Source organism: Aeribacillus composti (assembly GCF_031760945.1).
Taxonomy (GTDB): Bacteria; Bacillota; Bacilli; order Bacillales; family Aeribacillaceae; genus Aeribacillus; species Aeribacillus composti.
Window position 1 is genome coordinate 2,852,646 of the sequence record NZ_CP134501.1, and the last position, 14,566, is coordinate 2,867,211.

Sequence of the window (14,566 nt, forward strand, 5' to 3'; positions counted from 1 at the left end):
TCTAAAATATTATACATGCAATCCGTTGTAAAGAAAAAGACATGTTTATTCTCTCAAGGCGACATTCCTTTCTCCGAGCAATGCCCGCAATCGATTCAAACATTGTTCAGACGGTTGTACACCAAATGTTTCGGGAAGCTTGACCGCTTTCTTTTTTCGTTCATGGTAAATAAATACAGGTATGCTGCCTGGATAATCCTGCAATACTTTTTTTATTTCGAGAAGCTTTTGTTTCTCTGATGCTTCATCTGCAATTTTTAAAAATAAAGCACGCTGCCGTTTAAATTCCGAGATGTCTTTTACGTCTTGAATTATATATTGAACATGTTCATTTCTAATTTCCGGTTTTCCGGTCAACCAATATACATTCCCTTTCTTTATTTTTCCGCTGAACTTTGCGTATTCATTAGGAAACAAGACCGCTTCTACATCCCCGCTTTGATCGCTTATATTGAGAAAAGCCATCGCCTGGCCGCTTTTTGTGCGAATTGCCTTTACGTTCGTCACATACGCGCCCACATGAACTTTTTTTTCAATCCATTGCGATAAATCCATTAATCGAACTGCCCCCAGCTGCTTCAAAACCGAATCGTAAGGCTGAATCGGATGGCTTGATAAATAAAATCCTAATGTTTCCTTTTCGAATTTTAATTTTTCTTCAATGGTGAACGGTTCCACTTCCACATACTTTGGTTTAATCGCAGCAAGATCGTCAAGCGGAAAAACGATTTGCTCTTTTTCATCCATTTTGAACAATTCTGCATGCTCGAGCGCAACATCAATACTAGCAAGCAACGTTGCCCGATCTTGCCCAAAATCATCCATCGCACCAGAAAAAATGAGCGCTTCTATTGTTCGGCGATTGACTGCCTTTGAAGACATCCTGATACAAAAATCAAACAAATCTTCAAAAGGCTTCTTTTTTCTTTCTTTTGCAATTTCTTTCATGGCGGCAATGCCAACATTTTTAATCGAGGCAAGTCCGAATCGGATAGATCCGTTTTCCACTAAAAAAGAAAAACCGCTTTTATGAATGGACGGCGGCAGGATTGTAATTCCCATTTCTGAAGCTTCTCGAACATATTGCGCTAATTTTTCTTGATTTCCTCCGATGCTCGACATTAACGCAGCCATAAAATATAAAGGATAGTGGGCTTTTAAATAAGCAAGCTGATAGGCAATCATGCTGTAGGCAACAGCGTGGCTGCGGTTAAAACCGTAGTTGGCAAATTTAACAATGAGATCGTATACTTTATTCGCGGTTTTTTCGTCGTATCCTTTTTTTAAACAACCTATAATAAAGCGATTTCTGTTTTCATCCAAAATCGTTTTAATTTTTTTGCCGACGGCCCGTCTCAACAGGTCTGCTTCCCCTAACGAAAAACCGGCCATTTTCGCTGCGATTTCCATTATTTGCTCTTGATACACAATGACTCCGTATGTTTTTTCTAAAATAGGCTGCAAATCTTTATGCAAATATTCTACCGGCATCCGGCCGTGCTTCCGTTCGATATAGACAGGAATGTTTTCCATCGGTCCTGGACGATACAAAGCATTAACCGCAACCAAATCTTCCAAATTAGTAGGTTTTAGCTTTTGTAAAACTTTCCTCATTCCTTCTGACTCAAATTGGAACACACCTGTCGTATTTCCTTCCGATAAAAGGGAAAACGTTTTTTCATCATCATAATTTGTAAAGTGAACAGAGAGCTTTGTTCCCTCGTAACGTTCAATTAAACGTTTGATATCTTCTATTAACGTTAAATTTCGCAGACCTAAAAAATCGATTTTCAACAGCCCGATTTCTTCTAAAAAATCCATTGAATATTGTGTTAAATATATATTGTGATGACCATTTTGAATCGGAATGACTTCAGTCAGCGGATAATCGCTTAGCACCACTCCCGCAGCATGCGTCGATACATGGCGTGGCAAGCCTTCCAGCTTTAAAGCCGTTTCAAAAATTTCCTTTCCTTTTTCCATTGAATGAAGGATGTTTCGAAATGCTGCCGATTGTTCAAATGCTTCTCTTAAAGTAATTCCAAGCTTTGAAGGTATGTGCTTTGCGAGCACATCCACCTCTTTATTCGAAGCTCCAAGCGCTTTTGCCACATCTCGAATAGCAGCTTTGGCCGCAAAAGTACCGAAAGTGATGATTTGAGCCACATGCCCTTTTCCGTATTTTCGCGCAACATATTCAATCATTTCATCCCGTCTTGTATCCGGAAAATCAATATCGATATCTGGCATAGAAACACGTTCAGGATTTAAAAAACGCTCAAACAATAGATTATAGCGAATTGGATCTACATTCGTAATATCTAGTACATATGCCACTAAAGAGCCGGCTGCTGAACCGCGGCCTGGACCGGTTACAATACCTTTTTCATGCGCGTATTTCATAAAATCCCAAACGATTAAAAAATAATCGCTAAAATTCATTTTTTTTATAACAGACAGCTCATACGAAAGCCTTTTGACATACTCGTCCGAAGGGGATGTTACTTTTTTTCTTAATCCTTCAAAGCACAGTTGTTCAAGAAAATCATCGCTGCTCAATCCTCCAGAAAAGGGGTATTTGGGCAATTTTGTTTTGCCTAATTCTATTTCAACATGGCATTCGGAGGCGATCCGAACAGTATTCTCAATGGAATCAGGAAAGTTCGCGAAATTGTTTATCATTTCCGCCGGGGATTTTAAATAATATTCGGAAGCAAACGCTGCGTCTTGTTCTTCTACAGTCGTTCCGTCTTTAATCGCCAGCAAACAGCGGTGTGCAAATGCATCATCCTTTTCAACATATAAAACATCGTTCGTTGCGACAATCGGAACTTTGATCGTTTCTCTCAGCTCCGCAATTTTTTCATTTAATTGCTGCTCTTCCGGCAAGCCGTGATTTTGTACGGATATGTAAAAAGAATTGGGATCGAGCATGCTTTGAAAAAACTCCACCGCTTTTCCTGCCTCTGCAATCTGTCCGTTTATAAGCAACTGCTCAATCAAGCCTTGTCTGCCAGGTGTGATCACAAAAAGATCCCTGCTGTATTGTTTAAAAAAAGAAAGCGGAAGTCCTTTCGGAAACTTTGTTTGCAGCAAACTGCTTAATTTAAGCAAATTGCGGTATCCGCTGTTATTTTTAGCAAGCAAAACAAAAGGATACGGTTCGTTTTTTATGATAACGGTAGCAGTTAAACCGAAAATCGGTTTAATCCCGTGTTCTTTACAAATTTTATAAAAAGAGATCGCTCCATACATGACATGATGGTCTGTCAAGGCTAGAGCTGTTTGACCAGTTTTTTTCGCATAGCGGACAAGCTTGTCCAATCCAGCAGCACTAGCCAGCAAACTATAGGCGCTCTTCACTTGTAGGTGAACAAAAGGCAATGAAGACCCCACCTTTTTTCAATGATTTCTTAAAACAATTATAGTCATTGTTTTCAATGAAAGACAAACTTCATACTTTCATCTTCCCATCCATATACATATAAAGAAAGAGAATAAACCAAGCCTTTTCACTGCTTGCTGAAACCGGCTATTTAGCAAGTTTATTATAATCATATTTCCCCAATGAACGGAAGAAAGGATGGTGGAAGCTCAATGGAAACAGATACTTTTATTGCAACCTTTATTAAAGTGTATTTTATTGCGTTAGGAGTCATTTTCGGCGGCTCGTTAATCGGCGGTATTGGCGCATATATTACAGGCGATGCTCCTCTCACCTCCATTTTCAGAATGGCAAACAAATTGAAAATTTGGGCTCTTGTTGCAGCTATTGGAGGGACGTTTGATGCGTTTTACAGCTTTGAACGAGGGATTTTTGAAGGAGCGACAAAGGACATTGTGAAACAGATTTTGTTAATCATTTCCGCCATGGGCGGTTCTCAAACAGGCTGGCTCTTAATCTCTTGGTTCACACAGGAGCATGTTTCGCAATGAGAATCCCGCCTTATTATAAAAAGCCTTCATGGCAGCGTTTTTTTGCCGGAGTTGCCGTAGGAGCTCTTATTAGCTGGGGGTTTTTTCTATATTCCTTTGGCTATTACCAAGAAAAACAAGTAAAAATCATTTCAACACAGCAAGAAACGATCGAACAATTAAAAAACGACATTCAAATTTGGCAGAGGGATTACAAAGAGCTAAATAAGAGAAACTTAGAATTATTGACTGTACAGGATGTCAAAATCGAAATTAAAAATGCGGAAAAATATAAGCTGGATGAATTAATGAAATATTCGATTGAAAATACGATCAAAAACGATTTAGCTGATTTAATTGCAAAAGATATTGACAGTGTTGTGAAAACAAGGCATTTAATTGCCAAAACGATTGAAAATAGAAAATATAAAATAGATGACAAAGAATACAACGCTACTGTCGTGGAGCTTGTCATTACACCGACCATTATTGTTGAAGTAGAATTGAAATTGAGCAAATAATAATGCCAACTTTTCTCCTATTATGAGGAGGGAAAAAGCGCCCTCCTTAAGATGTTTTACATAAAGCGACCAGCTCTTGAATGATTTGATCCGCAGTTTCCCAGCTGTCGATCGTAGCTCCGGCCGCAAGCGGATGGCCTCCGCCTTTAAAGCGTTTTGCAAGCTCATTGATCACGATTCCCTTCGAGCGGAATCTGACCCGAATTTCGTTGTTTTCCTCGACAAACAGCACCCACGCCTTGATCCCTTCAATATTTCCTAAAGCACCGACGAGCTGTGAAGCTTCGGAAGGAGTGACGCGGTATTCGTCCAATAGTTCTTTAGGAAGCTTTATATAAGCGGCCCCTGAATCAGTCAAAACGAAATTTTGCAGGACGTAACCGTTCAGCTTCGCCACATTAAGTTTCGTTTTATACATTTCGTCGTATATTTGCGTAAATGAAAACCCATAGTCTATAATCTCGCTTGCATATTGGAACGTTTTTTTCGTCGTATTTGAAAACAAAAATCTTCCTGTATCCCCAACAATTCCGGCATAAATGAGACTGGCTGCTTTTTTCGATAACGTTAAGCCTTGATCTTTGCCAAATAGATAAAATTCATAAATCATTTCGCTGACAGAGCTGGCAGATGTGTCTACCCAGACTATATCTCCATAAGGATCTTCATTTGGATGATGATCGATTTTGATCAATTTTTTCCCTTTATCATATCTTTGATCGCAAATTCGTTCTTGGTTAGCTGTGTCACATACGATGACGAGCGCTTCTTGATAGACGTCATCTTGAATTTCATCCATTTTGTACAAAAACGTTAAAGAAGGCTCATCGTTGCCGACTACATATATGTTTTTTTCAGGAAACGATTCTTTTAACAATTCCGCAAGCCCGCACTGAGAACCGTATGCATCAGGATCCGGCCGGACATGTCTATGTATAATAATCGTATCGAATGCTTTTATTTCATTTAAAATCTGTTGTTTCATTTCAGCTCTCCTTTATCATCATAAATGTTTTATTTCATCATTTACTAATGGTAAAATGATATACGATACTTAGATGGAGGTTGACATCATGCCTGTTTTAGCTATCCTAACGGTCATTTCTTTATCTTTTTATGTTTTTTACAAAATCAAATATTTTCGCACGAAACGTCCGATGGAAAGAAGCTGGATTTCATCTAAATCTAGCATTTCTCTAGGATTGTTTGTTTTCTTTTTCGGATTAAACCAAATGTTTTTAAACCGATCCACTGTTGCGCTCATCGTCGGTGTTGTTTTTATTATAACAGGTTGTCTGAGCATTTGGGCAGGATATAAAGCTTACAAATATTATTTGCCTTTGGCAATCAAAGAAAGCGAAAATGCCCGCTAAGAAAATTATATGGAAGAGACTGTCCTTATTTTTCAGACAGTCTTTTTTTAATTACGATCCATGATTTGCACCATTAACATAGCTTTGCCGACTAAAGTGTTTTCATGGAATACTTCCACATCAATTTTCCCGAATTTTCGACCCACGTCCAATATTTTCGGATGAATTTCAATCATGCTTTCCATTTGAACAGGTTTCAAAAAATAAATCGTCATATTCTCAACGACAAGCTCGCCTTTCTTTTTCTGTCTCAAATGATAATTGGCCGCTTCTGTAACTAGAGTTGTGAAGGCACCGTATGAAATGGTACCGAACTGGTTTGTCATTTGCGGTGTTACTTCACATTTAAAAATGTTTGATTCTTTTGCTTCATCAGAAAGATTGATCATCTGCCTCGTGATGATGTCATCAATTTTTTCACCTGTGTGCGGCTGCCGTTCAATTGAATGGAGAGCCTTTAAAACGTCCTGTCTGGAAATCATACCTGATAGGCGGCCGTTTCCGTCCACAACAGGCAATACTTCAATTCCTTCCCAAACCATTATTTGCGCAGCTGAAGCGACAGATGTTTTTCCTGTAACGGTTATCGGACTTTTTGTCATCACTTTTTCAATGGATGTTTTTCGATCTGACGTCATAATATCCTTTGCCGTGACAATTCCAACAACCTTCAAACCTTGATCAATGACCGGGAATCGTCCGTGTCCAGTTTGCCGGTTGTATTCAAACCAGCGTTCAATCGGATCATTCGGGGTTAACGTGACAGTTTTTTCTAATGGGGTCAAAATGTCTTCCACTAACACGATTTCCTTTTTGATCAGCTGGTCATATATCGCTCTGTTTATCATCGTAGCCACTGTAAAAGTATCGTAGCTAGTGGATATTATCGGGAGCTCGAGCTCATCCGCCAGTTTTTTTACATAATCATCTGTGTCAAATCCCCCGGTTATTAAAACGGCGGCTCCTGCTTCCAAAGCCGACTGCTGAGCTTTTGTCCTGTTGCCGACAATGAGCAAGTTTCCAGCACCTGTATATCTCATCATCGCTTCCAATTTCATGGCGCCGATAACGAATTTATTTAATGTTTTATGAAGGCCGGCCCTGCCGCCTAACACTTGTCCGTCGACAATATTGACAACCTCCGCAAATGTCAGCTTTTCAATATTGTCTTTTTTCTTTTTTTCAATTCGAATGGTGCCGACCCTTTCGATTGTGCTGACAAAGCCTTTATTTTCCGCATCTTTAATCGCACGATAGGCAGTTCCTTCACTGACATTCATAACTTTGGCAATTTGTCTGACTGAAATTTTATCTCCGACGGGCAGAGACTCAATATAGTTCAAAATTTGTTCATGCTTTGTCGCCAATTTCTTCCCTCCTTTTAAGTTACATGATTGGCGAATTCTTCAAACATTTACTTATTTTTTCCTAAAATTTACTGTTTAGCAAACAAATGCTTGGAACTCATAATACGTAAAATGAACGGCTAAAAGCCGTCCATCAAAAATCTCACAGTTCGATTGTTTCTCCTGGTTTCAATAGGAGACCGACACCGTCTGGAAGCTTGGAAACAAAATCTTCAGGGTTTTGCTGGATCACTGGGAACGTGTTGTAATGAATTGGCACGACTTTTTTAGCTCGAATCCATTCTGCTGCTGTAAGAGCATCCTCCGGCCCCATTGTATAATTATCGCCAATTGGCAAAAAGGCTAAATCAATTTCATTGCGTTCTCCAATTAATTTCATATCAGAAAACAATGCTGTATCGCCTGCATGATAAATCGTTTTGTCCTCAGCTGTCAACAAAATTCCTGCTGGCATGCCAGTATACACAATGTTTTGGTTATCTTCCGTATAGCTGGAGCCATGGAAAGCCTGAGTCAGCTTTACTTTTCCAAACTCAAACTCGTATGCTCCCCCGATGCTCATTCCATGGGTTTTAATCCCTTTCCAGCTCAAGTATGTAGCCAGCTCTGCAATCGCCACGACTAACGAATCATTTCTTTTTGCAATCTCAACCGTATCCCCTACATGATCATTATGGCCGTGTGTCAACAAAATGACATCTGCTTTCACATCTTCAACCTTCAAATCAGTTTGCCCGTTCCCATTAATGAACGGATCAATGATAATGTTTTTCCCATTTGTTTCAATTTGAACGATGGAATGACCGTGAAAGGAAACCTTCATAAAAAAACCCTCCTTTTTGAATCTACTTTCATTTTACTGGAAACTTATGCTTTTGAAAACGTTTTATCGTTATTGATGAAATCGATGAATGACATTAGCGGCTCCCGTCGCTTCAATTATGGCGCCTGTAATAAAATCTGACTGTTCATCGCACAAAAAGGTTATAATTCTTGCGATATCTTCCCCTGTACCTGATCTTCCAATCGGCGTGTTCACGTCAATATGCTTTCTAGCTTCTTCAATGGTCGCCTCTTTCATTTCCGCCGTAATGTTTCCTGGACAAACCATATTCGCTGTGATGCCGTTTTCCGCCTCTTCAATAGCAATCGTTTTTGTCAAAGAGACTAGTCCGGTCTTAGCCGCGCTGAACGCCGAGCGGTGAAGCCAACCTGAAGCATCCCCGGCACCTTGGAAGCCGTAGGTAATGATTCGGCCGTACTTTTGTTTCCTCATAATCGGGATTGTTCGTTTCACTAAATGAAACACCGAGCTTAAATTTCCTTCAATCATTTCATACCATTCCTGATCAGAATAATCAGCAAGCTTTTTCCTCTCAAATATATACGGACCCGCATTATTAACTAAACAGTCAATACGGCCAAAGCACTGATAAGTTTGATCAATCAGCCGAATTAAATCTTCCTTTTTCGTCACATCACATCGTATAAACAGCAAACGGTCGCGCATAGAAGCATATTTTTCCTGCAGTTGTTCAACTCCTGTTTGATTATTGTGATAACTGACCGTCACGCTGTACCCCTTTTCCAAAAATAATTCGGTCACCTTTCTTCCAAGACCTCTTGAGCCTGCCGTAACAATTGCATGGCGCACCCATCAATTCCTCCCTTTATTTACTACAATCATTTTACAATAATTTTTTAAAATGCAAAAACGGAATAGCTTCCACGATTTTTATCAGCAAGAGGTTGGAATGCAAGTGCAAGGCGGCCTTTCCATACAAAAAAGCGGGCACAATGAGTACCCGCCTGTTTCAGCTTATGCGCAGAAGACTGATTTTTCATTGAAGGTCTTTATTCAATTAAAACAAATGGAGTTGGATTTATATAATCGCCTTTGCTTTATTGATTTGCTCCTTTACTTCCTTAAATCCGGTTCCACCTAAGCTGTTTCGTTTGTTGACCGCTTCGTATGGGTTCAGAACTTCATATACATCATTTTCAAACAGAGAGGATGCTTCCTTATACTCTTCTAATGGCAAGTCAAGTAAATAGATTCCTTTTTGAATGCATTTATATACAAGTTTTCCGACTACTTCATGAGCTTCGCGGAAAGGAAGACCTTTTTTCGCCAAATAGTCAGCGAGTTCAGTAGCGTTTGAAAAATCCTGCTTCACCGATTTTTCCATCTGCTCTTTATTTACTTTCAGCGTTTCGATCATTCCCGTCATAATTTGCAAACAGCCCTCTACTGTTTTCACAGTATCGAACATGCCCTCTTTATCTTCCTGCAGGTCTTTGTTATAGGCAAGAGGGAGACCTTTTAAAACCGTCAGCAAACCGACGAGGTTGCCGACGACGCGACCGCTCTTCCCTCGAATTAATTCCGCCATATCCGGATTTTTCTTTTGTGGCATGATGCTGCTGCCGGTCGAATAAGCGTCATCCATTTCAACGAACTGGAATTCCTGCGAGCACCATAAAATTAATTCTTCGCAAAATCTTGAGAGATGAATCATCAACAGCGAGCTGTTGCTCATAAATTCAACAATAAAATCCCTGTCGCTCACCGCATCCAGGCTGTTTAAATAAACTTCATCGAAGCCTAAAAGCTCAGCCGTATATTTCCGGTCAATCGGAAAGGTTGTCCCAGCTAATGCGGCAGCGCCAAGCGGACTGATATTAATCCGTTTCAAAGATTCTGTAAATCTAGATTTGTCACGCTCAAGCATCCAAAAATAAGCCAATAAATGATGGGCGAATGAAACCGGCTGCGCCCGCTGCAAATGTGTATATCCCGGCAAAATCGTCTCAATATGCTGTTCAGCTTTGTTTACAAGCGCTTTTTGCAATTCTCTGATCAGTTCCACAATGGCTTCAACATGTTTTTTTAAGTATAGATGCATATCGGTCGCCACTTGGTCGTTGCGGCTTCTTGATGTATGCAACTTTCCACCGATCGGTCCGATTTCATCTATTAACATTTTTTCAATGTTTAAATGAATATCTTCATATTGAACGGAGTATTCAAGTTCCCCATTTTTTGCTTTTTCCAAAAGACGGTGCAGCCCTTTTTCAATCGCTTCTCCTTCCTCTTTTGTTAAAATGCCGCACTTGGCAAGCATTTTAACATGGGCGAGGCTCCCTTGAATGTCTTCCTCTACGAGCTGTTTGTCAAACGTGATCGACGCATTGAATTCGTCGACCCATGCTTCGGGCGTCTTTTGAAAACGGCCGCCCCAAAGTTTTTTCATATTGTCACCTTCTTGTTTTTCACGATGCTGTTCACCGCTGTTGGAAGGCCGAACAGTTTAATAAAGCCGACTGCTGCTTCATGATCAAATGAATCTTCTTGCGTGTAGGTGGCCAGCTTTTCATCATAAAGCGAGTACGGAGATTTTCTTCCTTCAACAATTGCGTGCCCTTTATACAATTTTACGCGCACTGTCCCTGTTACATATTTTTGAGTTTCTTTCAAAAATGCTTCCAATGCGCTTTTCAGCGGAGAGAACCAAAGACCGTTGTAAATAAGCTCGGCAAGCTTTTGTTCGATCAGCGGTTTAAAATGCGCTACTTCTTTAACCTGTGTTAAATCTTCCAATTCTTTATGCGCTTTGATCAATGTCATAGCCGCAGGGCATTCGTACACTTCGCGCGATTTAATGCCGACAAGTCTGTTTTCCACATGATCGATTCTGCCGACGCCATGTTTTCCAGCGAGCGCATTCAGCTTCAAAATAAGTTCATCTAACTGCATTCTTTGACCGTTCACTGCTACCGGTACGCCTTGTTCAAATTCAATTTCGATGATGTCCGCTTCATCCGGCGCATTTTCAATGGAAGAAGTCAGTTCATAAGCATCCTCAGGCGGTGCAGCCCATGGATCTTCTAAAACTCCGCATTCATTGCTTCTTCCCCATAAGTTTTGATCGATGGAATATGGGCTGTCAAGATCAATCGGAATTGGAATGTCATGCTGTTTCGCATATTCAATTTCCTCTTCACGCGACCATTTCCATTCCCGAACAGGTGCCAAAACCTCCAGCTCAGGATTTAACGCTTTTATGGAAACTTCAAAGCGCACTTGGTCGTTTCCTTTTCCGGTACAACCGTGAGCAACTGCGACAGCGCCGGTCTTTTCCGCTATTTCCACTAATTTTTTGGCAATGAGCGGTCTTGAAAGAGCGGAAACAAGAGGATATTTACCTTCATAAAGGGTGTGTGCCTGAAGGGCGATCAACGCATATTCTTCCGCAAACTCTTTTTTCGCATCTATAATATAAGATTGTACAGCACCGACTTTTAGTGCTTTTTCTTTAATAAACTCTAAATCCTTCCCTTCCCCAACGTCCAGACAGCAGGCAACGACGTCGTATCCTTTTTCTTGCAGCCACTTGATGGCGACAGATGTATCTAAACCTCCAGAATAGGCCAATACTACTTTTGGTTTTGACATGTTCATTCTCCTCTCCGATGTATACAAAATGAATAAAAATACTTTTTTATTCATAAAAATGCAATCATTAATTAAAAATGTAACAGTTTTGCTGACTTTTTTCAATAGTTTTTTTAAAAAAGCATTATTTGTTTATGATATAATTTGCATAATAAAAAATGGAGGAATGGAAATGTTTGAATATAACGAAAGATTGGGGATTCCTCTTCCTGCATTCAGCAAGCATTGGGAGGAATATCCAAATGAGGTTCAACAGCAAATTTTATCGGATTGGGAATGTATACGTGGACAAATCCCTGACCGCATTAAACATTTAGAAGCGATAATAAATAAAAAGCAAGAGCAGTTGAATGACGAAGAGGATTTTGAGCTTTCGTGCAGACTAAATGAAGAAATCAGTGAGATTGCTTCCATCATCAATGATTTATGGCTTTGGTACCGGATTGATCCGCATATAACAAAAGCTTGAGAAATTATATTTTCATCTCAAGCTCATCCCTTCATAATGATGTCTATATTGATAAAATTTATGGGCAAACTCAATGGCCACTTTCATTGAACGATAGCGAATGCCGCCTCCGATCATTAAGCTTAAAATCGGTTTTCCCCGAATTGTTTTATATTTGAATGTTTGCACGGCAATGCATTTTAAGATTTGGTATACAGTTTGATGGTTGACAAATGGTTCGTTCTGCTCATAAAAATAAGCATCATCTCCATTTTGTAATTCCTCTTTTAATTGATTCCACGCTTCAAATTTTAAATGTTTCGGCATTAAAGAGCCGTGAAAAACCTTTAGAGACAGCATCATTTCATAAGGGGACGAAACTTCATAACCATACGCAAGAGATAATGTTTGCACAGCCCGCATATGAAAAATCATTTGCAGCACAATATCTGCACTTAGCGAAAAAACTCCACCGGAAGAAGCGATTCCTCCTTGAATAAAGGAATACAGCCGCTGCTTCGCCATTTCCTTCTCAGCCAATTGATAGCATTCTTCTAAAGGGAGCTTTTTTAAATCAGTGATCGTTTGAACTTGATCGGAAATAACACGTGCAAATGAGAGGATCCGCTTCCGTGTTTCTGAATAGAAGATCGAGCTTTGCAAAATCGAATGCATATGAAACAAAACGTAATCGACCTTCTCAAACATTTCTTTTTGAATATGCTCAGGAAGGTCATTCAATCTTGTTTCCAGCCATTTGTCAAATGGAAGCGTGCATTTACATGCACATTTTTCCAACTCTTCCTCCCAGCATTTCATTTGATTTACCCAGCTTTCTTCCAAAATGGCCCCCAAAAATGCACCGCCTTTCTTTTTAAAAAAATGCGCGCAAATATACAATGATATTATATCACGGAATTGATATAACTCTTAAGAGTCGAGCATTGATAAAATCCAATCCTTTACATCTATCATCCGATTATACTTCGGCAATCGCTCTGTCCCTGAAACGATGATTGCTGCTAAAGAGTCATGCTGGTGTAAACCGCCATGACTCGCACCGCCCACATGCACTGGAGATGACCCGTACTTGAATTCAAAGCCAGGATAAGCGCTAATCATAAGAAATTGTCCTTTATGTGACAAAGCGGCTGCATGTAATCTTGCCAGCGCATCCGGATATTCCCCGTACTTAATTCGGCTTCCTTCCGTGAAAATATCCAACACTTCAATGTCTCCGTTTAAAGTCCACATACTTCCATACGGATCTTCCCATTGACCTCCTTTTTTAAACATCAGCATTCCTTCCCGCCGCCCTGAAACAACTTTTATTTTTTCCTCTTCTTCCCGCCAAGCGATGACATCGATGCGTGCATCTGTTTTCAAAATGTTTGCAATTTCTTCAAGCGAATGGTTCGGCTGTAATAAATATACGAACGCCATGCGTTGATTGACCGCAAGTACGATATCATCATCCTTCCGTACACCTTTTGACAGCTTGGTAATACGATATGGGCTGAGTAGCTTTTCTAAATGGATCAGAGGATTTTGATTTCTCGGGCGGACAACCGCTTGGCCGTTATCGCCCATAATGATCCAAACATTGTTCTTCAGCGCTTCCTCCCATGAATGAAAACTGTCTAACACTTTTTGCAATTCACGATCTGTTTTTACGATTCCTGACAGATCCTCAACTCCTTTTTTATGTATAATTTGATCCATATCAGGAAAATAGACCATTGTAAAAGGAGGCAAAGAATGATTTTTAATAAGATAAATAAGCTCCTGAGCAGAAAATCGATTATTAAAGCCAAATCTTTGCCAGAAGTGTCCATACTTTGCAAATGGGTTTTGTTTAATGAAGGAGCCGTAAGTTAACAAATCCGGTCCCTTAACAGTAAGGCTTCTATGAAAAGTAGGCAGCAAAGATAATAAAAACGGAAGCTGCATTACTTTTTCCTGACTTCCTCGATAGAGAAGTCCATTAATAGACGCGGAATTTTTCCCCTTTTTGCTCAGTTCTTCAAAAATGGTTGCGGCCTTTTTGTTTAAATGCTCATGATTTATATTGTACAGCGGATCCTTTAATGAAGTTGCGAGCCCCAGCTGTAAAAGCTCAGATGCATTGGTTCCATAATTAATAAGACGCTTTTCTTCATCATGAAACCAGACTAATCCTGGAACGTGATGCACATCTGAGTAATGCCCGGTAAGCAGACTGCTTTCCACATTGACGGACATCGTCGGAAAAGGACTGATAATTTCTGAAGCAGTACCATGCTTCATGAAAAAGGCGAAAGCCGGCGCCATTTTATTGTCTACTGCTTTTTTCAAAAAAGGGAGCATGAGAGTATCGATAATCAACAATATCACATTTTTTTTAGCCATTTTGTTCCATCCTCATCGTTTATTTGCTATTAGAATTTGTCTAGAAGGTGAAAATCATGCAAAAAACTCCGGTTTTTTAAACCGGAGCAATATTAAAC

At 39.9% G+C, this 14,566-nt stretch carries 13 protein-coding genes; 4 read left to right on the forward strand and 9 right to left on the reverse strand.

Annotated features, from left to right (window positions below; translation table 11 throughout):
- Positions 1–45: 45 nt before the first annotated feature.
- Positions 46–3,384 carry a DNA polymerase III subunit alpha gene (dnaE, locus tag RI196_RS13890; RefSeq protein WP_311066385.1) on the reverse strand — a complete coding sequence of 1,113 codons (3,339 nt, stop codon included), beginning with the start codon at positions 3,382–3,384 and terminating at the stop codon, positions 46–48.
- Between the two features lie 213 nt (positions 3,385–3,597).
- Here dnaE and ytrH point away from each other — a divergent pair, with 213 nt between their 5' ends.
- Both ytrH and ytrI read left to right on the forward strand, forming a co-directional pair.
- Entirely contained in the window at positions 3,598–3,936 is a 339-nt protein-coding gene (gene ytrH, locus RI196_RS13895) for a sporulation membrane protein YtrH (protein WP_063387392.1), read from the forward strand.
- The gene (ytrI, locus tag RI196_RS13900; RefSeq protein WP_066247820.1) at positions 3,933–4,436 is read left to right on the forward strand and encodes a sporulation membrane protein YtrI; all 504 of its coding nucleotides are present in this window, start codon (positions 3,933–3,935) and stop codon (positions 4,434–4,436) included. Before ytrH ends, ytrI begins: the two co-directional genes overlap by 4 nt.
- 46 nt (positions 4,437–4,482) lie before the next feature.
- Here ytrI and RI196_RS13905 read toward each other — a convergent pair whose 3' ends face one another.
- Entirely contained in the window at positions 4,483–5,421 is a 939-nt protein-coding gene (locus RI196_RS13905; RefSeq protein ID WP_130156151.1) for a DHH family phosphoesterase, read from the reverse strand.
- Between the two features lie 88 nt (positions 5,422–5,509).
- Here RI196_RS13905 and RI196_RS13910 point away from each other — a divergent pair, with 88 nt between their 5' ends.
- Positions 5,510–5,809: a YtpI family protein gene (locus RI196_RS13910; RefSeq protein WP_063387389.1), complete on the forward strand. Its 300-nt coding sequence runs from the start codon at positions 5,510–5,512 to the stop codon at positions 5,807–5,809.
- A 47-nt stretch (positions 5,810–5,856) separates the two neighbouring features.
- Here the strand turns inward: RI196_RS13910 and RI196_RS13915 are convergent, their stop codons facing one another.
- From RI196_RS13915 to RI196_RS13935, 5 genes are all read right to left on the reverse strand, one after another.
- On the reverse strand, positions 5,857–7,176 hold the full coding sequence (locus tag RI196_RS13915) for a CBS domain-containing protein (protein WP_066247825.1): 1,320 nt from the start codon (positions 7,174–7,176) through the stop codon (positions 5,857–5,859).
- A 142-nt stretch (positions 7,177–7,318) separates the two neighbouring features.
- Positions 7,319–7,999, reverse strand: coding sequence for a metal-dependent hydrolase (locus RI196_RS13920; protein ID WP_063387387.1), 681 nt, complete (start codon positions 7,997–7,999; stop codon positions 7,319–7,321).
- Between the two features lie 69 nt (positions 8,000–8,068).
- Positions 8,069–8,830 carry an SDR family oxidoreductase gene (locus RI196_RS13925; RefSeq protein ID WP_063387386.1) on the reverse strand — a complete coding sequence of 254 codons (762 nt, stop codon included), beginning with the start codon at positions 8,828–8,830 and terminating at the stop codon, positions 8,069–8,071.
- 229 nt (positions 8,831–9,059) lie between these two features.
- Entirely contained in the window at positions 9,060–10,430 is a 1,371-nt protein-coding gene (argH, locus tag RI196_RS13930) for an argininosuccinate lyase (RefSeq protein WP_063387385.1), read from the reverse strand.
- Positions 10,427–11,632 (reverse strand): argininosuccinate synthase, encoded by a 1,206-nt coding sequence (locus tag RI196_RS13935; protein WP_063387384.1) that lies wholly within the window; start codon positions 11,630–11,632, stop codon positions 10,427–10,429. Before RI196_RS13935 ends, argH begins: the two co-directional genes overlap by 4 nt.
- A 172-nt stretch (positions 11,633–11,804) precedes the next feature.
- On the opposite strand from RI196_RS13935, the gene RI196_RS13940 reads away from it, so the two are divergent.
- Complete coding sequence (locus tag RI196_RS13940; RefSeq protein WP_375338757.1) at positions 11,805–12,101, forward strand: hypothetical protein; 297 nt, start codon at positions 11,805–11,807, stop codon at positions 12,099–12,101.
- 12 nt (positions 12,102–12,113) lie between these two features.
- Here the strand turns inward: RI196_RS13940 and RI196_RS13945 are convergent, their stop codons facing one another.
- Both RI196_RS13945 and RI196_RS13950 read right to left on the reverse strand, forming a co-directional pair.
- Positions 12,114–12,935, reverse strand: a complete 822-nt coding sequence (locus tag RI196_RS13945; protein ID WP_311066386.1) for an EcsC family protein — start codon at positions 12,933–12,935, stop codon at positions 12,114–12,116.
- 75 nt (positions 12,936–13,010) lie between these two features.
- Positions 13,011–14,468: an alkaline phosphatase family protein gene (locus RI196_RS13950; protein ID WP_311066387.1), complete on the reverse strand. Its 1,458-nt coding sequence runs from the start codon at positions 14,466–14,468 to the stop codon at positions 13,011–13,013.
- Between the last annotated feature and the right edge of the window lie 98 nt (positions 14,469–14,566).